This window comes from Flavimaricola marinus, assembly GCF_900184895.1.
Taxonomy (GTDB): Bacteria; Pseudomonadota; Alphaproteobacteria; order Rhodobacterales; family Rhodobacteraceae; genus Flavimaricola; species Flavimaricola marinus.
Map to the genome: position 1 here is coordinate 87,279 of NZ_FXZK01000006.1, position 22,039 is coordinate 109,317.

Consider the following 22,039-nt stretch of genomic DNA (forward strand, 5'->3'; position numbering starts at 1 on the left):
AAGTGAGCCAGAGGAAAGCCCAAAGAATGTTCCGGCCCCCGCAGCAGTCCCGATACGCCCCACGTCGGGTTGCGGTTGCCTCACTCATGCAAGAGACCAACACCTTTTCACCAATTCCAACGACTGTCGGCTTGTTTGAGGACCACTACATCTACCGTGCCGAGGAGATAATTTCAGGTTTCGGTGCTGCGCGTGTCGAGGTTCCTGCGGTGATGGACTCGCTCGCCGCGGCTGGCATCGAGACAGTGCCTCTATTGGCTACTTATGCCGCTGCGGCTGGGCCGATGGGCCGGGATGAGTTTGAGATCATCGTCTCGGAGATTGAATCTCGGTTGCGAGCTGCTGGCCGTCTGGATGGTTTGATCCTCGTACTGCACGGTGCGTTGGTCGTTGCCGATCAGCCGGACGGAGACGGTGAGATCATTGCGCGTATGCGGGCGATCTTGCCTGACGGTGTGCCTATCGGCGTGTCCTTGGACCTTCACGGGCACATCACGCCCCTCATGCTTCAGGCGCATACCTTTCACGTGGGATACAAAGAATATCCCCACATCGACATGTATGAGACCGGCGAGCGCATCGCCTCATTGATGGTCGATGTGCTAGCGGGTGAGGCCCGGCCGGTCATGGCCATGGCCAAATGCCCGGTCGTTGTGCCGGCCGTCTGCGGCCGAACGACGGATGGTCCCTTGGCCGAAGTAGCCCGGGCCGCGCGTGAGATGGAGGCTTCGGGCCGAGCCCTTCATGCGTCGATCTTTCCAGTGCAGCCTTGGATAGACGTTCCGGACTTGGGCTTTGCGGGAATGGTTTGCAGCGATAGCGACCTCAAAGCCGCGCGGGCATGTGCGGATGAACTTGCCGCGATGGTTTTCGCTGCTCGACATGACTTCGATCTTGGGCTGGTGGAGCTCCTACAGGCCATCGAGATCGGTCATAACAGTCCTGGCATGACGCTTGTCGCCGATACAGGGGATGCACCTGCCGGAGGGGCGCCCGCCGATAGTGCGGAAGTGTTGAGGGCATTGCTCGAAGTTGGTGCGCGAGACTGGGAACGCATCAGCCTTTTGTCATTATGTGACCCTGCCGCGGCGCTGGCTGCGCGGGCCGCGGGAGTGGGGGCGGAGATCGAGGTGCCGTTGGGGCATGCATTCTCCGTGGCGGCCGGTGAACCGGTTGTCGTCACGGCAAGGGTCCTCTCGCTTTCGAATGGGCGGTATGAAATGCGAGACGCGGGGGCGCAAGGGCTGCAGATGGACATGGGGCCGACCTCTGTTCTGGCGGTTGGTCAGATCAGAATTGTGGTGCGCAGCCGACCGTCCGTGGAATGGGACACGGGCATGTATCTGTCGCAGGGGGTGAACCCGGCCGATGCAGCGCTGGTTTTTGTGAAGTCTCCGTCTCATTTTCGGGTGGGCTTTGGTCCTCTGGCCGAACGGATCCTGCTTGCCGACACATCGGGGCCGACCTGCGCGGACGTTCGGCGCTTGCCTTACCGGCACGTCACCCGGCCCTTGTATCCACTTGACGAATTCTAGGAGGCCATTGTGAGGCTGACCATGGTTGCTCACCCGCCGACAGATACCAATCTTACGATTCTCCGGCAATTGGGGGTAGAGGAGGCTGTCCACTACGATATGGCTGGTCTGCCGGACGATCTTGATGCCCTAACAGCGATCCGCGCGAGATATTCGGACTTTGGACTACGATGGACCGTGGCGGAATCTGGTCCGCCCATCGATCGGATTGTAATGAGCAAGTCGGGCTGGCAAGCACAGACAGAGCGATACAAAAAGACACTCGGACATCTTGGCCGGCTTGGTGTCGAAGTCGTTGCGTATAACTTCATGCCGCAAGTTTCGACCGACGCTATGGTCGTGCGGACAGCCATGGACAGGCAGACCCGCGGCAATGCATTGACCAGTGGGTTTCGACTGGCGGACGTCACAGACCGAACGTTGCCGCACGATGAAGTGGCGATCCCGCGTGAATCCATGTGGGACAATCTGGAGCGTTTCCTCAACGACGTAATCCCGGCAGCCGAGGCGGCCGGCGTGCAAATGGCGCTTCACCCGGACGATCCGCCCTTACCCGAGATGTGCGGTCTGCAACGGATCGTGGGGAGCGTCGAGGACTTTGACAGGGTTCTAGAGATATCCAAAAGCCCGGCGAACTCAATGACCATGTGCTTTGGGTGCTTTGCCGAGGCCGGGCATGACATCCCATCTCTGATCCGGCGTTGGGCGGCGCGGATCGGGTTCGTCCACGTTCGCGATATCCGCGGCCGATGGGATGATTTCATCGAGACGTTCCCGGATGATGGGCAGACAGACATGTTCGCGGCATTCGAGGCGCTATACGATATTGGATACGCCGGGCCTTTGCGCAGCGATCACGCGCCGTTGATGGCCGGCGATGATGTCGAAAACGACGGCTATGCGATCACCGGCCATGTCTTTGCCATGGGATATCTCAGAGGCCTGGCTGAGAGCGTTTCCAAAGCGAGATCGAATGGATAGGCGTATGGCTGATGGTGCCGGTGAAGTCATCGACGTGGGAACCGCAATGAATAATCCATGCCCTACGTTGTGAAGCTGTTTTGGATTTCAAGGCGCCGTATCGAGTTCGTGCAGTCGCCTGTGTGCGATGTGACCGACGGGCGAGACGGACCGATTCAGGTTGGCCGGCGAAAGTCGGATGAATGCCGCTTCGGAGGCCGACATTGAACACCAACAGAAACAAAGGAGTAAACGACATGACCGAGCGGCTCGACATTCTAGAGGTCTGCGCAAAGGAGCTCTATTCAGCAGTGGTTTGCGACACGCTCGACAGTATCGGACTCCGAGATCAGGCGGTTGCGCCGGGTTTGGAGCCCCTTGCGACCGACATGACGATCTTTGGCTTTGCGCGCGTCGGTATTTACATGCCGATCTATCACGATGACGATCAGGTCAACGTCTATGAAAACGAGATTACCCTCGTTGATAGTCTTGCTCCGGGAGAAGTGCCGATCATCTCGTGCAATGGGAACCGGTCCATCGCACCATGGGGCGAACTGCTGTCCACTCGCGCGCAGGTCTTGAAGAGCGCGGGCTGTATAACCGACGGCTGCGTCCGCGACGTCAAGCTGATCAAGGAGATGGGGTATTCCGTTTTCTCGGCTGGCCGAAATCCCGTAGACACCAAATATCGTGGCAAAATGATGTGGCTAGACGTGCCGTGTGTCATTGGCGGTGTGACCGTCAATTCCGGCGATCTCGTAATTGCCGATCTGGACGGAATTGTATTCGTGCCAAGGGGCCGCATCGATGAAGTCATTGAGGGCGCTCTCGCGAAAGTACGTTCGGAGAACACGGTTCGTGATGAATTGCGGGCGGGCCGAAGCCTCGCAGAGGTTTTCGCAAGTCATGGCATTCTGTAGCCGGGACAACGAGCCGCGATCTGAGTGAGCATGGTGGCTCGTTCGGCGGTCGAGCGGTGCGAAGTGTTGTGATTGGTCTTTGCGGAGTTGACCGATTCCGCAAAAAGCGGTTCTCTCAAGCCACTTCGCCGATCATGTGAGTGACCTGATAGCGAACATCTATCTGTTCAGTCACTTGTCGCTGCAGAACAAGTCATAAACAAGTTCAATCATCCGACGTGCACGCTCATCTGCGAGGCTGTAGTAGATGGCTTTGCCCTCGCGCCGAGGCGTTACCAGACCTTCGTGACGCAACCGTGCCAATTGCTGCGAGACAGCGGCTTGACGTGCAGCGAGCAGTTCTTCTAGGTCCGTCACGGATTTTTCGCCGGACGTAAGATGGCACAAGATCATCAGGCGGCCCTCATGGCTGATCGCCTTGAGATAGTTCGTCGCCTTTGTGGCGTTTTCCATGAGCTCGTCGAGCTCATGACTTGAAATGCTATTCCTCAGGGCGGGTCTAGGCATCATGAATGACCTTTGATCTCGGACATGCTCAGCTGCAAATCACAATTCTCGTTACAAACTATGACTTTACCGCAAACTCGCGAAACATGGAAAGACCAATTTGCCACGCGCGGCGACTGTGTGCTGCGCGCATGGCAATCAGGGAGACGCATCTTTCAACATCATTCCCAGAAGTCCCCAGAAGAAATCCTCGCCCGGGTATCCTTCTAACCGGTTTATCTCCTCTCCGTCGATCAACAGAATGAACGTTGGAGTGTAGACTACGGGGCGTGCCAAAACGATTCCGTCTGGAAGAGGTTCTGACTTGTCGAAACGCAGCAAGGGGGCGGCGATACCCTCGGGCGAGATCGGGTAGATCGGCGCGATTTCGGAATTCCAGCGCGCACACCAGATGCACCCTGTTTCCTCCGCCATGGCCAACCTCGTTTCACCGACGGTCGGCCCCGACAGCAGGACAAAGACGGCCGTTGCGACAGCCAAGAAGCGATACATGCCGTTTATTTCCTCGACATTAAATGCAATAATAGGAATATTATGATGTATTGCGGGTTCAAACTCAAGGATTCTGCTCATTGTTGGATATATCGTTCTGGGGTGCGGCTTTCGCGGGGTTGCTATCTTTCTTCTCGCCCTGTGTGCTGCCGATGGTCCCGTTCTACCTTTGTTACATGGCTGGGCTGTCGATGGCGGAGCTTCGCGATACGCCCGAGATCTCCTCGGCCGTTCGCCGTAAGCTGCTCTTTTCCGCGGTGTTCTTTGCCTTGGGAGTGACCACGATTTTCGTTCTGATGGGCATGGGCGCGACCGCGCTTGGACAGGCCTTTGTGCAATGGCGCGAGACGCTGAAGTATGCCGCAGCCGGCCTCATGGCTTTGTTCGGAATGCACTTTCTGGGAGTCCTGCGCATTCCGTTGCTGTATCGCGAGGCCCGGGTGCAATCCGAGATGGCACCGTCGACCATTATGGGGGCCTATCTCATGGGGCTTGCGTTCGGATTTGGCTGGACGCCCTGTGTCGGGCCGGCGCTCGCGTCAATTCTCATGATTGCCAGCGGCATGGGGGACGTGATGCGTGGTGGGCTACTCTTGTTCGTCTATGGCATCGCAATGACCGCTCCGTTCATTGTCGCGGCTCTTTTTGCCAAGCCGTTCCTGAGCTGGGTCCAGCGCAACCGCAAGTATCTGGCGCATGTGGAAAAGGTCATGGGGGCGATGTTGATCCTGTTTGCCGTGCTCATCGCCACCGACAGCGTCAACTATATCGCTCAATGGATGATCGAAGTCATACCCGGATTTGCACGGGTCGGGTGAGAAAAGGGAGAGTGAGAATGTTTCGAAAGCTATTTGTGGCCGCCGCTCTGCTGTCTGCGGGGCCGTTGTCTGCACAGACCCTCGGCGATGACGGTCTGCACAAGGCGGAGTGGATGCGGGACACTTTTCTTGATCTGCGCGAGGACTTGGAGGAGGCGAACGCCGAAGGGCTGCGCCTCATGGTAATGGTCGAGCAGCGCGGATGCATCTACTGCACCGAATTGCATGAAAGGGTTTTGGTAGATCCCGAGATCGAGGCATTCATTCGAGACCACTATTTCGTGGTGCAGTTGAACATGTTCGGTGACCGTGAAGTGACCGATTTTGACGGCACGACGATGAGCGAAAAGAACATGATTCAGGACTGGGGTTTGTTCTTTACGCCAACGATTCTCTTCTACCCGCCGGACGTGCCCGAGGACCTACGCGGACAACAGGCCGCGGCGGTCGTCATGCCGGGTGCTTTCGGCCGTTCGACTGTCCTCAACCTGCTCACTTGGGTCGCCGAGGAAGGCTATCTGGGGGACGAGGTCTTCCAGAAGTACCATGCAAGAATGATTGAAGAACAAGGGCTTGTGGAGGATTGAGGTGAGGCTCCCGCTGCGTGTGCAAGGCAATTATATGCAAAGATAAGAATTTATGATTGCGTCATGTGAGCTTTGCGAGTTACGGTACCGATACGCGGATATGCCAGGGAGGACATATGCGACATCCAGCAATTCTTGCCGCCGGAGTGGCGGTTTTCGGGACTATTGTCGCCGCTGATGTGGTCGCTCCTTCGAGCGTCGTTTTCGGCGACTACGGCGCGGTGGAGATGTCACTGTCGGGCCAGCCGGGCGACCCCGTATCGGGATTGGCCGTCATGGAGACCAAGGGGAGTGGCAACTGCGTTGCCTGTCACCAGATTTCGACGAGTGAAGCGGCGTTTCAAGGTAACGTCGGGCCTCCGCTCGATGGCGTCGGCGGTCGTTGGAGCACAGAGGAGCTTCGCGGAATTGTCGCCAATGCCAAGATGGTTTTCCCCGATTCAGTGATGCCATCCTTCTACCGGGTCGACGGGTATACCCGCCCGGGCGACGCTTTCACCGGCAAAGCCGCGGCTGGCGAACTGGATCCGTTGCTGACCGCTCAACAAATCGAAGACGTGGTCGCCTATCTGGCGACACTGACGGACTAATTCGTAGGAGACGTTATGAAACTCAATCGTCGTGATATGATCGTTTTGACGGCCGGGGCATCAGTCGCGGCACTGTTGCCGGTTGCCTCAAGCGCTCAAGAAGCCGTTGACGCCATCATTGCCGAATTCACCGGCGGGGCCGAGATGGGGGCTGAGGGGCTGACGCTGACTACCCCTGAGATCGCCGAGAACGGAAATACCGTGCCGGTCGAAGTCGATGCTCCCGGCGCGGCCTCGATTTTGGTCTTGGCCTCGGGCAACCCAACGCCAAAAGTCGCAACCTTTACCTTTGGCCCAATGGCCGGGGCGCAGTTTGCGTCGACCCGCATCCGGCTGGCCGGAACGCAGGACGTCGTGGCCATTGCAAAGATGCAGGACGGCAGCTTTGTCCGTGCGTCCCGCGAAGTGAAAGTGACCATCGGCGGCTGCGGCGGCTGAGGCGAGGAGAGACACCATGGTAGATACAGCAACACCCCGCGTCCGCGTTCCGCGTGATGCCACGGCCGGCGAGATCATCGAGATCAAGACCTTGATCAGCCACGATATGGAATCGGGTCAACGCCGGAATGGCGATGGCGATCTTATTCCCCGGTCCATTATCAACCGATTCACGTGCGACTTTAATGGCCAGAACGTCATTGACGTCGCCATGGAGCCGGCAATCTCGACCAATCCGTTCTTTGAATTCATGGCCATTGTGCCGGAATCGGGGACCTTCGTCTTCACCTGGTACGATGACGATGGCGATGTCTACACGGATTCCAAAGACATCACAGTCACTTGACGCAGGGCTTCGTAGGGGAGGACGGACTGATGACGAATAGAATTTTTAAGTCAGGCCTTGGGCTGCTCGGCGTCCTTGCCATGAGCGGCGCGGCGGCAGCACAGGACGCAGAGGCCCGCCTCGTCCTGAACGAGGAAACACCGATGGTCACGGTTGCGGATGCACCTGAGCACATGGCGGATACCGGGATCCGGACCATTTATTCGGGTTGGGCGTTCAGAACGGGGACGACACAGGAACTCCAGGCTGACGATTTCATCAACCCGGCATTCCTTGCGGTGGACGAAGCTATCGTCGCTTGGGACGAAGTCGATGGCACCGCAGGCGAAAGCTGTGCGAATTGTCACGGCGACGTGGAAGAAAGCATGGCCGGTGTTCGCGCCGTCTATCCGCGCTGGAACGAAGAGGCCGGGGAATTGCGGACGCTCGCGGCGCAGATCAACAACTGCCGCACGGAGCAAATGGGTGCAGAGCCCTACAAGTATGACGGCTCGGAAATGACCGCGATGGAGGCTCTTATCTCGGTTCAGTCTCGCGGGATGCCTGTCAACGTGGCCATCGATGGTCCGGTTGCGGATATCTGGGAACAGGGTCGCGAGATGTATTACACGCGCTTTGGTCAACTTGAATTGAGCTGCGCAAATTGCCATGAGCAAAACTATGGCAATTACATTCGCGCGGATCATCTCAGCCAAGGCCAGATCAACGGTTTTCCGACCTATCGTCTCAAGCAGAATGCTTTGATCCAGACGCAGAACAGGTTCCGGGGGTGCATTCGTGACACACGCGCCGAAACCTATGCTGTCGGCAGCCCCGAGTTCGATGCGCTAGAGCTCTATGTTGCCAGCCGCGGCAACGGGCTGTCCGTCGAAGGGCCCGCCGTCCGACCATAACGCAGACCAAAGCCCATCTTCGTTCTCGGAGGTGGGCTTTTTGCTATCGAATAATATTCAAAATGTCGCATGTGATGCGCAAAGGGAGAAGTCATGATTTCGCGGCGGGATTTCTTGCAAGCCAGTGTTGCGGCATCTGCGATTGTCGGTGCATCGGGTTTTGGCAACTGGGGCCGATTGGCCGCTCAGCAGAGCCTAACCCAAGACCAACTGCTCGACTTTGACACCTATGGAAATGTCACTCTGATCCATGTCACTGACATTCATGGCCAACTCAAACCCATCTGGTTCCGCGAGCCGGAAATAAACATCGGTATGGGCGAGTACAGAGGTCAAGTTCCCCATATCACCGGCGCCGACTTTCGCCGCGCCTATGGCATCGAGGATCAGAGCCGCTCGCACTATGCGCTGACCTACGATGACTTTCAGGCGCTGGGGCAAGCATATGGCAAAATGGGCGGTCTCGATCGTGTCGCGACTGTCGTCAATCAGATCCGCGCGGCGCGCCCCGATGCCTTACTTCTGGACGGAGGCGATACGTGGCACGGGTCTTACACCTGTTACCAGACGCAGGGGCAGGACATGGTGAATGCTATGAACAAGTTGCGCCCCGACGCCATGACGTTCCATTGGGAATTCACTCTAGGGTCCGACCGAGTTCGCGAGATCGTTGGTGATCTGCCTTTTGCCGCTCTTGGGGCGAATGTCTTCGATGCCGAGTGGGACGAGCCTGCAGAGGACTTTGCCCCCTTCAAGATGTTCGAGACGGGCGGCGTCAAGGTCGCGGTGATCGGGCAGGCGTTTCCCTACATGCCGATCGCGAACCCCGGCTGGATGTTTCCGGAATACTCATTCGGTATCCGCGAAGAACGGATGCAGGCCGTCGTCGACGAGGTTCGTACCGCAGGGGCGGAGTTGGTTGTTTGCCTGTCGCACAACGGTTTTGACGTCGACAAGAAGATGGCGTCCCGCGTCGATGGTATTGATGTGATTCTCTCGGGGCACACCCATGACGCGCTGCCCGAGCCTGCTTTGGTTGGGGAAACGATCATTGTCGCGTCCGGATCAAACGGCAAATTCGTGAGCCGTGTCGATCTGGATGTGCGTGATGGCCGGATGATGGGCTTCCGGCACAAATTGATCCCGATCTTTTCTGATGTGATTGCGCCGGATGCTGACATGGCGGCGTCGATTGATGCCGAACGGGCTCCATTTGCCAATCAGCTGGGTGAGGTCATCGGTACAGTGGCTGATGACACGCTCCTTTACCGGCGCGGAAATTTCAATGGCTCTTGGGATGACCTGATCTGTCAGGCGCTGATTGAAGAACGTGATGCGGATATCTCGTTATCACCCGGTGTTCGTTGGGGGCCAAGCCTTATGCCGGGAGAAAACATCACCCGCGAGGATATCTGGAACGTCACGTCGATGACTTACGGGAAGGCGTATCGGACCGAGATGACCGGTGAGTTCATTCATACCGTAATGGAGGACGTGGCGGACAATCTTTGCAATGCCGATCCGTATTATCAGCAAGGCGGCGACATGGTCCGTGTCGGCGGCATGGGCTACCGGATCGAAGTGGATCAGCCGATTGGCTCGCGGATTACGGATATGACCCTCCTCAGTACTGGAGAGGCGATTGATCCTGCAAAGTCCTATCAGGTCGCTGGCTGGGCGTCCGTCAACCCCGATACAGAAGGTCCGCAGATCTGGGATGTGGTTGAAAGCTATATCGCCCGCCAAGGCACTGTCAGCGTTCCACCCAACACGAGTGTGTCCGTCGTATCGGGCTGATTAGCGAAGGAGACGACCATGAAGTCCATCATTCTTGCAGCTGCGATCGTGCTTTCGGCAACGACATCGTTCGCCGAAGGCATGACGCACCGCGTCGCGATACATGTCGACGAAAACGATCCCCAAGTCATGAACATGGCGCTCAACAACGTCGCAAACCTCACATCTTATTACGAGGCGCAGGGCGATGATGTAATCGTCGAGCTTGTCGCATATGGCCCCGGCCTGAACATGTTTGTCGCGGAGACAAGCCCGGTGGCCGAACGCATCGCCGCAATGTCGCTAGCGATGCCAAATTTGAAATTTTCAGGCTGTGGCAACACGTTGAGTGCCATGGAGGCGCGGACCGACCACACCGTCGAACTCGTTTCTGAGGCAGAGATTGTGCCGTCCGGGGTCGTCCAACTGATCACCCTGCAAGAAGCCGGCTATGCCTACGTCCGCCCCTGACGTTTGGTATCGAAGAGGAGCGACCCGAACATGGTTGAGAACATTGGGATGAAACCCTCGCGCAGAGGATTCCTTAGAACGGCATTGGCTGGCGGTGGCGCTTTGGCCGTGGGCTCAACCGCAGCCCGCGCTGAAGGAGACCCAGTTATTCTGGAGCCGCGTCCGTGGAACCAGTTCTTGGGCGAGGGCGTCGACGCACGCCCATACGGGTTCCCGAGTGAACATGAGGCGCATGTGCGTCGCCAAGATGTGCCTTGGTTGACCGCGGATCCGATCAGTTCGGTCAACTTCACGCCCTTGCATGAATTGGACGGAATTATCACGCCCAACGGGCTGTGTTTCGAGCGTCATCACGGCGGCATTGCAGAAGTTGACCCTGCTGAGCACCGTTTGATGATCAACGGTCTGGTTGATCGACAAATCGTACTGACCATGCAGGATCTGATGCGGTTCCCCCGCGAGAACCACGTCTATTTTCTGGAATGTGCCGCCAATACAGGAATGGAATGGGCCGGCTCACAGTTAAATGGCTGTCAATTCACGCACGGGATGATCCACAATGTCATGTATACCGGCATTCCGCTGCGCCTGATCCTCGCAGAAGCGGGAGTGAAGCCAAGTGGGTCTTGGATATTGGTCGAGGGCGCCGACGCGTCGGGGATGACCCGTTCAATTCCAATGGAGAAGGCGCTGGACGACTGCTTGGTCGCTTTCAAAATGAACGGAGAGGCGCTCCGTCCCGAGCAGGGGTATCCAGTACGACTGGTCGTTCCGGGTTGGGAAGGCAATATGTGGATCAAGTGGCTTCGCCGTATCGAAGTGGGCGATCAGCCGTGGCATCATCGCGAAGAAACCAGCAAATACACCGATCTGTTGGCCGATGGCCGGGCACGCCGGTTCACTTGGGAAATGGACGCCAAGTCGGTGATCACCAACCCCAGCCCGCAAGCTCCGATCACTCACGGTCCCGGACCGACAGTCTTGACGGGTGTGGCATGGTCTGGCCGCGGCACGATCCCGCGTGTCGACGTGACATTGGACGGCGGCATCAATTGGCACGATGCCCGGATGTCCGGTCCGTCGTTCAACAAGTCGATGCACAGGTTCTACTTTGAATTCAACTGGGACGGTCAGCCGATGCTGCTTCAAAGTAGAGCGCATGACAGCACGGGATATGTCCAGCCGACAAAGAACCAACTGCGCGAAATCCGCGGTGAGAACTCGATCTACCACAACAATGGCATCCAAACCTGGGCCGTGGACAAAGACGGAAGGGCTGAAAATGTCGAAATTTCTTAAAATTTTCCTTCCTGCTCTCAGCGCAACCGGCGCAACTTTGACACTGGCATATGTCGTCGCGGATCAGTTCGTCGTGGACCTGCCTGCACCTCTGCGCGGAGCGATGATCCAACCGGCGCAAGCGCAAGATAGCGTCGAGCCTGCGATTGCTCAGGCTGAAACGGAGCCTGCCTTGACGGCGCCGACAGGAGGCTTTGGGCTCGGCCGCCTTGCCACGGTTGAAGAAGTCGCTGCGTGGGATATCGATATCCGTCCCGATGGTCAGGGCCTGCCAGATGGCAGTGGTGATGTCTGGACTGGAGAGGAGGTCTTTGTCGAAAATTGCGCCATGTGTCACGGCGATTTCGGCGAGGCCGTCGGACGTTGGCCCGCGCTGGCTGGTGGTCTCAACACCTTGGAAAGGGATGACCCGGTCAAGACTGTCGGCTCCTACTGGCCGTACCTCTCTACCGTTTACGATTATATCAATCGGGCCATGCCATTCGGGCATGCACAGTCTCTGGAACCAGACGAGATCTATGCGATCACAGCATATATTCTCTATGTGAATGATCTGGTGGAGGACGACTTCGAATTGTCCCGCGATAATTTCCTGACCGTCGAGATGCCGAACAGCCAGAATTTCTACCTCGATGACCGTGCCGAGACTGAATTGCCTCTGTTCAGGCAGTCCCCCTGCATGAGCGGCTGCAAAGAAAGCGTCGAAATCACCATGCACGCGAGCGTCCTTGACGTTACACCCGATACGGACGAACCCGCTGCCGAAACATCTGAATCAACTGTTCAAGAAGTGACGGCGGAGCTTGAAGTGGCCGAGCAAGAGATTGCCGAGCCAGAGGCCATCACTGAAGTGACCTCGGTTGATCCTGGATTGGTCACAGCCGGAGAGGGAGTTTTTCGGCAGTGTAGCGCCTGCCACAAGGTCGGGCCCGGTGCCGCCAATGGTGTTGGGCCACATTTGAACGGTGTTGTCGGTCGTGCGGCCGGTGCAGTTGAAGGCTTTCGCTATTCCGGCGCGATCTCCGATGCAGCCGAAGCGGGTCTCGTCTGGAATACTGAAGAACTCTCGGCGTTTCTTGCTGATCCAAGGGGTTATATGAACGGAACGCGCATGGCATTTCGGGGCGTAAGAAGTGACGACGATATTGCCGCCCTGATCGCATACCTTTCCACCTTGGCTGAGTGACGCATTGCGGCGCGCCAAACGCTGTATCGATCTTGGTAGTGCCGAGCGAAGTTTAACCAAGCCGGCAAACTACTGGCTCCACGCCATTATCGCGAAAGAAAACGACATGAAGAACTATCTGCCTACATTGGCGTTCTCGCTCATCGGAACGGCGGCATTTGCCCAAGAGGCAACGGTCTATCCCTTCGAGGGCACGTTCGACGATGCAACGTTCAGCGTTGAGTCCGCGATTATTGGCCGAGGATTGGTCATCGACTATGTCAGCCACACCGGTGAAATGCTCAATCGCACACGCGCTGACGTTGGCAGCGATGTCGAGATCTTCGCAGCCGCAGACGTGTTTCTCTTCTGCTCTGCATCTGTTTCACGTCAGGTGATGGAAGCTGATCCCATGAACATCGCGCATTGCCCCTACGGTGTCTTTGTCATCGAGCAAGAGGGCGAAGTGCAGATCGGGTATCGCAACCACCCAGAAGGCGAGATGCAGGCGGTCCAAACGCTGCTAGACGAAATCGCCCGTGAAGCAGCGGGTGGGTAACCGCCGCGCCTCTAGCTGTCCTCCGATACAAACTCGTATCCGTCGCCGCGTCGTTCCACACGCCCGGCTCCTCCATTGGGCAAGTGAAACCCGATGATAGGAATCTGCTCAACTGCAAGCCGGTCCATCAGCCGGACTCGCGTTCGCGCTCCTGTTTCGGCGTCTTGATCCGAACCGGAATGCCATGCTGGTTTTTCGAAGGCGAGATGGTGATTTGCAATGCAGTCGCCGACAATCAGTCTGCTATCTTTGCCTGCATGCATAGCAAAGGACATATGTCCCGGTGTGTGCCCGGGTGTGAGAAGCGCTGTCACACCGATCAGCGGCTCTTGGCCATCTTGAATCAGGTTGATCCTGTCTGACAGGAGCGACAAGCGCGATGCTGCCCCGACGGCAAACGGCACGCGAAACTCGTTGATTGAGCTAATTGTTGTTGGGTCAGTCCAATAGTCCCACTCCGCTTGCCCGATGTAGTAGTTGGCATTGGCGAAGACGAGATCATCGAAGTCGTCTGTCAGGCCCCAAAGATGATCGGGGTGAGCATGGGTGAACAAGACGTCGGTCACGTCGGCCGGATCAAGATCGATCTGAGCGAGCGCATCGCCGAGTCTGCCTGCCGATGGCATGAAGTTCGGACCGGCCCCAACGTCAAAGATGACATTGCGGTCGCCGGTTTGAAGCAGGGTCACATTGCATTCTGGCCGGAACTGGTCGGGTCCTACATCGTAGCGATCGAGGATCTCAGTGGCCGCGGCCATGTTGCCGTCTGGAACAACCATGGAGCCAGGGAGCACGAGATTACCATCGCTGAGGGTGATCAGCTTGGCATCGCCAAGTTTGAGGATCGTTTGTGACCAGACAGAACCGGGTGTGGTGGCCATTGCAGTTGCAGCGCAAGACTGACCTAGGAAGGTTCGGCGTGACAGCGACATGGCTTCCTCCAAATTCAAACATGCGAATATAATATTCCGTTTCTGGAATTTCTTCAATCAAAACCATATCCCTTCTGCCATGTGGCGATGTGAACCAGAGCTTTGTGGTGCTCACAGTCGATGCTCTGGTTGACGCACGTTGGGGGCCCAGAAGCTGTTCGATCAGGCATTTCCGGCTCATCGACAGCGTTGCCCGCGAATCCGACAGAATCGAACCGTTGACCGTGCTCGTTTAGTGCCGAGATGCCAACAATTTGGGGGCGTTAAACGGGACTATCCACGCTTCGCAAAACACAATTTGAAACCACCAGTAGCGGCGCCACATAGTCGCCACATCGCCGTCAAGGGGCTGACACCGTGCCGTCCCGCGGCCATCCGACCTTGGTATGATCTAGCTAAAACCTCTGGCGGGAACGCCCGATTTGCGACCCTTGGCCGATAGGTTTCGCTGTTTGCCGCTGTCAGATTGGGATCATTCCGGGCCGCAACAAGCGACCTGAAACAGACACCAAAACCAGAGAGAGATCACCAAATGAACGTCACACGCAAAGTCATCCGCACTACCATTCGCACCTTCTGCAAGGACGAAGACGGCGCAACCGCGATCGAGTACGGCCTCTTCGCCGCATTGGTTGGCGCGGTCATTGTCGGCACTGTCGTGACCCTTGGTCAGCAAACCAATTCCGGCTTCAACACGATGAGCTCTGCCCTGACAACGGCAGGCGTCACAGCACCGTAAGAGCCAGAGAGGGTGCGCGATCCTTCGGCGCGCACCCGCCTCCGTCCAAATTCAAATCAGGAAACGAAGTGATGCCATTTCCCGCTCTCGTAGCTTCAAATGACCTACCGCTGGCGGCTTACGTCTGCACTGATCAGGGCGCCGATGTGTCTCGTGACGTCATTCGGCGCACAGGTGCAAAAGACAGCGCTGTGCGAGGTGGCGGATTGAGCGGAGCGGCTCGACTAAGCATCGGCAAACCAATTGCCCGGACCATCATCACCGAAATCGGGAACATCTCGGTGCCGATGGCGTGCGAAAGCGTTTCCGAAATCCGAAAGACCGGCGCGGAAGTCATCGTCTTAGGGCACCAGACCGATATCGGCACATACCGCGCGCTTCGCAATGCCGGCGCGCTTGAATACTTTTCTTTTCCGGTTTCCGCTGACGAGATCCTCGCCATTCAATCGCAGAAGACCGCAAATTCGCCGGGGCCGGCGCCCGTGGCGACCCCGTGTATCGGCGTCTTGGGAAGCAACGGAGGGGTAGGGGCCAGCCTGCTGGCACAAAACCTTGCCTACTTCGCGGCATCACCAAAAGGGGCAAATCTGCGGACGGCCCTCGTTGATGCCGACCTGCGTTTCGGCACACAAGCCATTGATCTGGACGTCGATGATACGCCCGGCCTGCAGGAAGCCCTGTCGGCTCCGGATCGAATTGATGCGACGTTCATCGGAGCGACGATGCACGAGGTCAATGCCCGGCTTTCGCTCTATTCACATCAGATCCGCACACAACAGGGAATTGCCGATCTCGAGCGTGCATTCCCGAGATTGGCGGTCCCGTTGAAGGCTGAATTCGATGCGGTGATCTTCGACTTGCCGCGAGGGGCGTTGTTTACTCAATCCGAACTGCCTCCAGTTATTGAGAAACTCATTATCGTGATCCCTGCGGGCTATTCCGGAGTGAATGCGTCGTCACGGCTGATATCACGGATCAAAGAGACCTCTCCCGAGTTGACGATCATCCCAGTGGTGTCTGAGCTTCGCCGGGATGCGGGGCTTTCGACGAAGGAAATCGGGAAAGCAATCGGGCAGGATATCGTTGGATCGCTCCCGCGTTGCGACAAGGAGATGGCACGTGCACAACGCGCCGCACGGCCACTTGTGGAGCGTCAGCCTCGCGGTGCCTACGCCCGGGCCGTCAAATCGATCTGGGATGCAGCGGCCGCATCACAAAAAGCGAAAGCTGATCCGAAGAAACGCAGCGGAATCAGGGCGTGGCTGGGATGACGCTCCACGTCCCCCAACCCTCGCTCAACAACGCGCTGGCTCGGGTCATCGCCCTTGCCGAGCAGATTGATGCTGCCGGTTTGAATGCCGAAGAACGCGCCAATGTCGCAGTCTCATATTTGATCGAGTCTTCGACCGATATCTGGCCATTGGCCATGCAGCGCCAAATCCTTGCAGAAGCGACCAAGGCACTGGATGCGGGCATGGTGCCTGTGACGCAAGGCACATCGTCGAAAGGGGATCGCGGGGCATCTTTGCCGCAAGCGCCATCGGCGAGTGTGGAGCCTTTGCCGACAAAGGAGACCGAACCATCACTTCCTCCGGTCGATGGATCTATGGGCATACTAACCCTTGCCAATGAATTGATCCATGACCTGACCGAGATACTCGATTTTTCAGAGCTTGCGGGACAGAACCGGACTGAACAGGAAGCGACGATCAGGGCGAGCATCCACAGCGTTTCGGAGAAGCGCAAGCTCCACTTGAACGGCAAGGAGATCTCCGACCTGATCGGTGCAGTCCTTGCCGATATGCTTGGACTCGGGCCGTTGGAGGTCCTGCTGGCGGACGAGTCGGTGACTGACATCATGGTCAACGGCCCCACCCAGGTCTTCGTGGAGCGCCACGGGAAATTGGAGCTCACACCGGTGAAGTTTCGCGACAACGCTCATGTCTATGCTGTCGCAAGCCGTATCGTCGCGGCCGTCGGTCGTCGGATCGACGAGTCCCAGCCCATGGTCGATGCCCGGCTGAAAGATGGAAGCCGGGTCAACGTGGCGGTTCCACCTTTGGCTATTGATGGGCCGACGATCACCATCCGCAAGTTTCCGTCTGCGCCGGTCAAACTGGATCGTCTTGTCGAAGGCGGTAGCCTGTCGAACCAGATGGCGGCGTTCCTGGCTCTGGCCGCCTATCTGCGGCTCAATATCCTGGTCTCGGGGGGGACTGGTTCGGGCAAGACCACGCTGCTCAATGCCATGTCGCAGTATATCTCCCCCAGCGAACGGATCGTGACTATCGAAGACGCGGCGGAGCTGCGCTTTCAGCAGCCGCATATCGTGCGATTTGAAACGCGGCCGCCGAACGTGGAAGGCACGGGTGAAGTGACCATGCGCACCCTTGTGCGCAATGCCCTGCGGATGCGACCTGACAGGATCATCATAGGCGAAATCAGAGGAGACGAAGTCCTCGATCTGATGCAGGCAATGAACACCGGGCACGATGGCTCGATGAGCACGCTCCATGCGAATTCTCCCAGAGAAGCACTGACACGGGTCGAGAGCATGGCCGCATTGGCTGGTTTTGCGCCGGGCGGCGCCGTCGTTCGGCGCCAGTTGGTCGATGCTGTGCACCTGATTGTGCAGGTGTCGCGCATGAGGGACGGGAAGCGCCGGATAACATCAATCTCCGAAATAGCGGGGATCGCCGGAGATGCCGTCACTCTTCAGGAACTCTTTTCTTTTCGCGCCGATCCGGCGAGCACACGAGCAGAAGTCCGGGGCGACTTCGTCTACTCCGGCTATCGCCCGAAGTTTGCAAGTCGGGCCGCGGACTACGGTGTCGAAGACGAGCTCAACGGGATCTTGGGAGGATAGGCGATGACGGTCGGTCTCCCAATATTCGTAGGAGGGTTTGTGCTGAACGTCTGCTTGGCGTTGGTGGCGATAATCATGGCTGATCGGCGCGGCAGACAGCATCGATCGCGGCTGAAGCGGGCGGCATGTGTGACGTACAGGGCTATGCCGAACACTCCGCAAGAGACGCGAAAGCCTCGATCCTCGCAAATCACTTTCCTTGGACATGTGTTTGCCGGTGTCGAGGCGCAGATCGCGCAAACTGGCTTGCGTCTGAGTGTCGGAGAACTGCTAACGCAAATGTCTCTGGTGATGCTCGGCGTTTATGCCGTGCTGGTCTTGTTTGCCGGCATGCCGGCGCTTTTGGCAATGCCACTGTCAATTGCCATCCCTTTGGCGGGCGCCATCCTACTTCTGCGCATAGCGCGATCAAAATACCGGTCCGCTTTCAGTGCGGAGTTGCCCGAGGCTCTAGACGTCTTTGCGAGGGGATTGCGTGCAGGGCGGCCCGTCGCGGATTCTATTGCGATTGTCGTTGAGAGCTCCAAGGGGCCAATCAAAAGAGAATTCGCCCGATGCCACGATGAGTTGCATATGGGCACTGACCTTTCGACGAGCCTAAAGCGGCTGAGCCGGCGCGTACCAACTCCTGAAGTCTGCTTCTTTGCTGTTGCAACTGCGTTGCAGGCGGAAGCGGGCGGCAATCTGATCGAGACGATGGAGAACCTTGCTTTTCAGCTGCGCGAGCGACGGAAACTTCGCAAGAAGGCGCGCGCGTTGTCGTCGGAGGCGCGCGCAAGCGCGGTTATCCTCGCGGCACTGCCTTTTGCAGTGGCCATGGTCATCGCGGTTCTGAACGGAGCTTATCTGGAACCGCTCTATGCCGACCCGCGCGGGCGTGTCATGGCAATCATCGCCACCACCAGCATTTTCATTGGAATTTTTACCATGGCGCGAATGGGCAAACTTGATGTTTGAAGGTGTCGAATATGTCTTCTGGGTCGGGCTTTTCGGACTGGCTGCGGCGATGTCCGCCGTCGGTGCCTTGCTCTGTGTGGAGCGGCAAAGGCTGGTTCGGACGGCTCGCTTGCGGCGGGCCAATGGAACTGCGCCAAGTCGTGCGTCTTCCCGGCGATTGGCGGGCCAGTCCGGGCGCAGTTACTGGGTCGCCAAACTGCGTGGATTGATCGTTCGCATGGGAGAACGGCTTGCCGTCGTATTGGGCGGCGAAGCTCGAGAGACGGCGAGAGAACTCGCCTCGGCCGGGTATCGCGGTCGCGATGCGCTGTTGATCTACGCCTTCTTCAAGACAGTCCTGCCCCTGGGTGCGGTGATCGTCGGCATATTGACTGTTCTTGTCAGCATTCCATTCGGGGCCGGGATGATGTTGCCGATCGGTGTCGTGATCGCCTCGGCACTTGCGCTTTCAAAAGGCATGGACATCTTCGTCGATCTGCGACGCAAATCCCGGCTGGCGCGCATCCGCAAGGACTTCCCCGATATGCTGGAACTTTTGGTCATTACTTCTGAGGCCGGATTGGGGCCGCAGCCCGCGTTGCATCGTGTCGCCGTCGAGATGTTCGCCACACACCCAGAGCTTTCCGGCGAGGTGCTGCAAATGGTCTCTGAGATGCGCATGACAAACGAGCGACGTGTCGCATATGAAAACTTCAACACCCGCGTGCCGCTCCCTGAAATCGGAGTGTTTACGCAAACGCTCGATCAATCGGACTCGCTTGGAACACCTTTCTCCCGTGCCATGCGCACATTGATCGGGGAGCAACGGTCCAATCGCCTCATGCATATCGAAGAAAAAGCGGCGCGGCTTCCGGTCCTCATGACGCTGCCCCTGATTTTCTGCATTATGCCGGCTGTTTTTGTCGTTCTCGTCGGCCCTGCCGCGCTGAGCGTCATCGACAATATCCTGACGGGAGGCTGACCCAAATGTTCCGACGGTTTTTGACGTATTTTTGCAAGGATCAATCGGGTGCTGTGGCCGTCGAGTTTGTCCTGATTGGCCCGATGCTCTTTGCTCTGCTGTTCGGCGTCGTGACCCTTGGCTACTTTATCGGGCTTAGCCATTCGGTCCAACAACTGGCCACAGGGGCGGCACGGGCGTCTGTTGCCGGGCTGGATGCTGCAGAACGCAGCGCGTTGGCTGAGACTTATCTGTCCGAGGCCGGATCCCGTTACCCTTTGCTTGTTGCGGATGCGATTTCTCCGATCGTTGAAGTGTCGGGAGACAGCGAGCCAAGCATCAACGTCGACATAAGTTATGCGATCGATGGATCGCTTCTCGATATCGCGAATGATTTCTTGGGATTTGGCATCACGACAATTACCGGGAGCGCGTATCTTGCCTATTGAGCGCAATCCCGTGGCCAAGTTTCTTGCCGACGAAGACGGCGCAGTTGCGGTCATCGTAGCGCTGCTATTGACCGTTCTGTTGGGCTTTGTCGCGCTGGGTGTCGATGTTGCTTCGCTTTATCGCGAGCGGGCGCAACTTCAATCGGTCAGCGACCTTGCGGCGATGAGTGCCATTGCCGACACCGACAATGCCGAAACACGCGTGAGCGACGTGATCGCCATGAACTCGAGAACGTCTGCGAGCGTCTTGGATCTGACTACCGGCCGCTTCCTGCGCAATCCGGAGCTGCCTCCGGGACAGAGGTTCACACCGCTGCCGGACGGCAGCCCGGGGATCAATGCTGTCACAGTTGCGTTGGCCGATGTTGCGCCGATCCATTTCGCGACGATTTTTTCCGGACAAACCTCTGTCGAACTTGATCGCCGTGCGATGGCGACGCGAACGGGAGCCGCCAGCTTTGCGCTTGATAGCCATATCTTGCGGCTGGATGGCGATCGCCTGAACGAGGGGCTTTCGGAATTGTTGCGCGCGTCGGTGTCGCTGTCCGCCGGGGATATACAGGTCTTGGCCGAGGCGTCTCTGAACTTGGGAGAGCTGCTTGATGCTCTCGGCAATGAGATTGGATTTGACGCTCGAAACCCGGCAGAGATCCTGAACGCCACGATGGATGCGGCCGCGCTTATCAGGGCCATGCAGGCGATTTTGCCGGCCGACGTGGCAAGCCGACTTGCCGGTATCAGTGCATTGTCCGGTGGGGTCAGCATGTCAGTGGCCTCACTGGTCGGCGGCATTGACGCAGACCTTGGCCTGACCGCCGACGATTTCGTGGCCGGCATCGAGGTAGCGGCGCTCGACGTAATTCGTGCAATTATCCTCACCAGCCCGAACCAAGAGAGTGTATCGCTGGATGTCGGGGTCTCGATCGCGGGTGTATCGAATGTTGATGCGACGGTGATCTCAGGTGAACCGCCTGCCACGTCCGGCTGGATCGCTCTGGGAGAAGAGGGGGTTCAGCTGCATCGCGCAGCGGCACGCATACAGGTTGAAACGGAGCTATCCCCAGCCCTATTGGGAAACCTAGGCGTCGGAGTGAGTGTTGCTGAGCTCAGGCTTCCTCTCTACGTCGAGCTGGCTGGTTCGACAGCAACGTTGGAGCGGATCAACTGCCGGCTTACGGAGCCTACAAGTATCGCTGCCCGGTTCTTGACCGCACATACTCCGCTTCATCCTGCCAATGGGACGGCAGTCGCGGCGCTGTATCTTGGGAACATTGAAATGCCGGCATCGCCGACCAATGCGATCAACCCGTCCCATCTGGAATTCGCGGACATCCTCAGACTTGATGTGGTGATCGATCTACCGCTTCTGCCAGACATTGTGTTGGCTGATGTCACGGTGCAAGCGCGCTCAATGGCGCGCGTGGGGCGGTCCAAGGTGGAGACGATTCAGTTCACCCAAGCGCAGATCACAGCGGGTGACACGACGGCCGGATTCGGGTCCGGTGATCTACTCACGACTGGAATCGCGTCGCTGCTTTCACCTGAAACAACCGAGTTTCGTATCAAGCCTGAGCAGGGAGACTTGCTGTCGGGTGTAGGAGGCCCGGTCATTGAAACGGTTCTCGAGTTGCTTCCGGCCAGACTTTTGGCGGCGTTGGCTGCACCACTGGACAACGCGATAGATGCGACATTGGAGGCCGCCGGGTTACACGTGGGCGAAGGCGATTTGACTCTGACCGGGCATCATTGCGAGCCGATCAGGTTGGTCCAATGAGGCGGATCTATAGGCTCATGGAT

The 22,039-nt window shown here is 57.7% G+C and carries 24 protein-coding genes; 21 read left to right on the forward strand and 3 right to left on the reverse strand.

Features of this window, described 5'->3' with window-relative positions; all coding sequences use genetic code 11:
* Positions 1-26: 26 nt before the first annotated feature.
* The 3 genes from LOM8899_RS15185 (at position 27) to LOM8899_RS15195 (ending at position 3,418) form a co-directional block, all read left to right on the forward strand.
* Positions 27-1,535 carry a M81 family metallopeptidase gene (locus LOM8899_RS15185; protein ID WP_093993096.1) on the forward strand — a complete coding sequence of 503 codons (1,509 nt, stop codon included), beginning with the start codon at positions 27-29 and terminating at the stop codon, positions 1,533-1,535.
* 21 nt (positions 1,536-1,556) lie between these two features.
* Positions 1,557-2,516 (forward strand): mannonate dehydratase, encoded by a 960-nt coding sequence (locus LOM8899_RS15190; protein ID WP_093993097.1) that lies wholly within the window; start codon positions 1,557-1,559, stop codon positions 2,514-2,516.
* A gap of 236 nt (positions 2,517-2,752) precedes the next feature.
* On the forward strand, positions 2,753-3,418 hold the full coding sequence (locus LOM8899_RS15195) for an RraA family protein (protein WP_093993098.1): 666 nt from the start codon (positions 2,753-2,755) through the stop codon (positions 3,416-3,418).
* 171 nt (positions 3,419-3,589) lie between these two features.
* Here the strand turns inward: LOM8899_RS15195 and LOM8899_RS15200 are convergent, their stop codons facing one another.
* Positions 3,590-3,871: an ArsR/SmtB family transcription factor gene (locus tag LOM8899_RS15200; protein WP_306456544.1), complete on the reverse strand. Its 282-nt coding sequence runs from the start codon at positions 3,869-3,871 to the stop codon at positions 3,590-3,592.
* 192 nt (positions 3,872-4,063) lie between these two features.
* Positions 4,064-4,498, reverse strand: coding sequence for a hypothetical protein (locus tag LOM8899_RS15205; protein WP_245820564.1), 435 nt, complete (start codon positions 4,496-4,498; stop codon positions 4,064-4,066).
* On the opposite strand from LOM8899_RS15205, the gene LOM8899_RS15210 reads away from it, so the two are divergent.
* The 11 genes from LOM8899_RS15210 to LOM8899_RS15260 all read left to right on the forward strand — a co-directional run bounded on the left by LOM8899_RS15210 (position 4,498) and on the right by LOM8899_RS15260 (position 13,359).
* Positions 4,498-5,235 (forward strand): cytochrome c biogenesis CcdA family protein, encoded by a 738-nt coding sequence (locus LOM8899_RS15210; protein WP_093993099.1) that lies wholly within the window; start codon positions 4,498-4,500, stop codon positions 5,233-5,235. The two genes, LOM8899_RS15205 and LOM8899_RS15210, sit on opposite strands and share 1 nt — an antisense overlap.
* 17 nt (positions 5,236-5,252) lie before the next feature.
* Positions 5,253-5,822 (forward strand): SoxW family protein, encoded by a 570-nt coding sequence (locus LOM8899_RS15215; protein ID WP_093993100.1) that lies wholly within the window; start codon positions 5,253-5,255, stop codon positions 5,820-5,822.
* A 116-nt stretch (positions 5,823-5,938) separates the two neighbouring features.
* Positions 5,939-6,412: a sulfur oxidation c-type cytochrome SoxX gene (gene soxX / locus LOM8899_RS15220; protein WP_093993101.1), complete on the forward strand. Its 474-nt coding sequence runs from the start codon at positions 5,939-5,941 to the stop codon at positions 6,410-6,412.
* Positions 6,413-6,427: 15 nt separating this feature from the next.
* On the forward strand, positions 6,428-6,850 hold the full coding sequence (gene soxY, locus LOM8899_RS15225; protein ID WP_093993102.1) for a thiosulfate oxidation carrier protein SoxY: 423 nt from the start codon (positions 6,428-6,430) through the stop codon (positions 6,848-6,850).
* Between the two features lie 16 nt (positions 6,851-6,866).
* Positions 6,867-7,196, forward strand: a complete 330-nt coding sequence (gene soxZ, locus LOM8899_RS15230; RefSeq protein WP_093993103.1) for a thiosulfate oxidation carrier complex protein SoxZ — start codon at positions 6,867-6,869, stop codon at positions 7,194-7,196.
* 29 nt (positions 7,197-7,225) lie between these two features.
* A complete protein-coding gene (soxA, locus tag LOM8899_RS15235) occupies positions 7,226-8,089 on the forward strand; it encodes a sulfur oxidation c-type cytochrome SoxA (RefSeq protein ID WP_093993104.1) in 864 nt (287 codons plus the stop codon).
* Between the two features lie 93 nt (positions 8,090-8,182).
* Positions 8,183-9,886, forward strand: a complete 1,704-nt coding sequence (gene soxB, locus LOM8899_RS15240) for a thiosulfohydrolase SoxB (RefSeq protein WP_093993105.1) — start codon at positions 8,183-8,185, stop codon at positions 9,884-9,886.
* A gap of 18 nt (positions 9,887-9,904) precedes the next feature.
* Positions 9,905-10,336 carry a DsrE family protein gene (locus LOM8899_RS15245; protein ID WP_093993106.1) on the forward strand — a complete coding sequence of 144 codons (432 nt, stop codon included), beginning with the start codon at positions 9,905-9,907 and terminating at the stop codon, positions 10,334-10,336.
* A 30-nt stretch (positions 10,337-10,366) separates the two neighbouring features.
* Complete coding sequence (gene soxC / locus LOM8899_RS15250; RefSeq protein ID WP_093993107.1) at positions 10,367-11,635, forward strand: sulfite dehydrogenase; 1,269 nt, start codon at positions 10,367-10,369, stop codon at positions 11,633-11,635.
* Complete coding sequence (locus LOM8899_RS15255; RefSeq protein WP_093993108.1) at positions 11,619-12,821, forward strand: c-type cytochrome; 1,203 nt, start codon at positions 11,619-11,621, stop codon at positions 12,819-12,821. Before soxC ends, LOM8899_RS15255 begins: the two co-directional genes overlap by 17 nt.
* A gap of 106 nt (positions 12,822-12,927) precedes the next feature.
* Complete coding sequence (locus LOM8899_RS15260; RefSeq protein ID WP_093993109.1) at positions 12,928-13,359, forward strand: DUF302 domain-containing protein; 432 nt, start codon at positions 12,928-12,930, stop codon at positions 13,357-13,359.
* An 11-nt stretch (positions 13,360-13,370) separates the two neighbouring features.
* Here the strand turns inward: LOM8899_RS15260 and LOM8899_RS15265 are convergent, their stop codons facing one another.
* Positions 13,371-14,348, reverse strand: a complete 978-nt coding sequence (locus tag LOM8899_RS15265; protein WP_245820565.1) for an MBL fold metallo-hydrolase — start codon at positions 14,346-14,348, stop codon at positions 13,371-13,373.
* A gap of 475 nt (positions 14,349-14,823) precedes the next feature.
* Here LOM8899_RS15265 and LOM8899_RS15270 point away from each other — a divergent pair, with 475 nt between their 5' ends.
* The 7 genes from LOM8899_RS15270 (at position 14,824) to LOM8899_RS15300 (ending at position 22,016) form a co-directional block, all read left to right on the forward strand.
* Positions 14,824-15,030, forward strand: a complete 207-nt coding sequence (locus LOM8899_RS15270; RefSeq protein WP_093993111.1) for a Flp family type IVb pilin — start codon at positions 14,824-14,826, stop codon at positions 15,028-15,030.
* Between the two features lie 68 nt (positions 15,031-15,098).
* A complete protein-coding gene (locus tag LOM8899_RS15275; protein WP_133065047.1) occupies positions 15,099-16,301 on the forward strand; it encodes a CpaE/TadZ family protein in 1,203 nt (400 codons plus the stop codon).
* Positions 16,298-17,896 carry a TadA family conjugal transfer-associated ATPase gene (locus LOM8899_RS15280; RefSeq protein WP_245820566.1) on the forward strand — a complete coding sequence of 533 codons (1,599 nt, stop codon included), beginning with the start codon at positions 16,298-16,300 and terminating at the stop codon, positions 17,894-17,896. The genes LOM8899_RS15275 and LOM8899_RS15280 overlap by 4 nt, the downstream gene beginning before the upstream one ends.
* Before the next feature lie 39 nt (positions 17,897-17,935).
* Positions 17,936-18,853, forward strand: a complete 918-nt coding sequence (locus LOM8899_RS15285; protein ID WP_168770562.1) for a type II secretion system F family protein — start codon at positions 17,936-17,938, stop codon at positions 18,851-18,853.
* Positions 18,756-19,814: a type II secretion system F family protein gene (locus LOM8899_RS15290; protein ID WP_093993114.1), complete on the forward strand. Its 1,059-nt coding sequence runs from the start codon at positions 18,756-18,758 to the stop codon at positions 19,812-19,814. The genes LOM8899_RS15285 and LOM8899_RS15290 overlap by 98 nt, the downstream gene beginning before the upstream one ends.
* Before the next feature lie 5 nt (positions 19,815-19,819).
* Positions 19,820-20,242, forward strand: a complete 423-nt coding sequence (locus tag LOM8899_RS15295) for a TadE/TadG family type IV pilus assembly protein (protein WP_093993115.1) — start codon at positions 19,820-19,822, stop codon at positions 20,240-20,242.
* Between the two features lie 10 nt (positions 20,243-20,252).
* Entirely contained in the window at positions 20,253-22,016 is a 1,764-nt protein-coding gene (locus LOM8899_RS15300; RefSeq protein WP_168770563.1) for a pilus assembly protein TadG-related protein, read from the forward strand.
* The last annotated feature ends 23 nt before the right edge of the window (positions 22,017-22,039 follow it).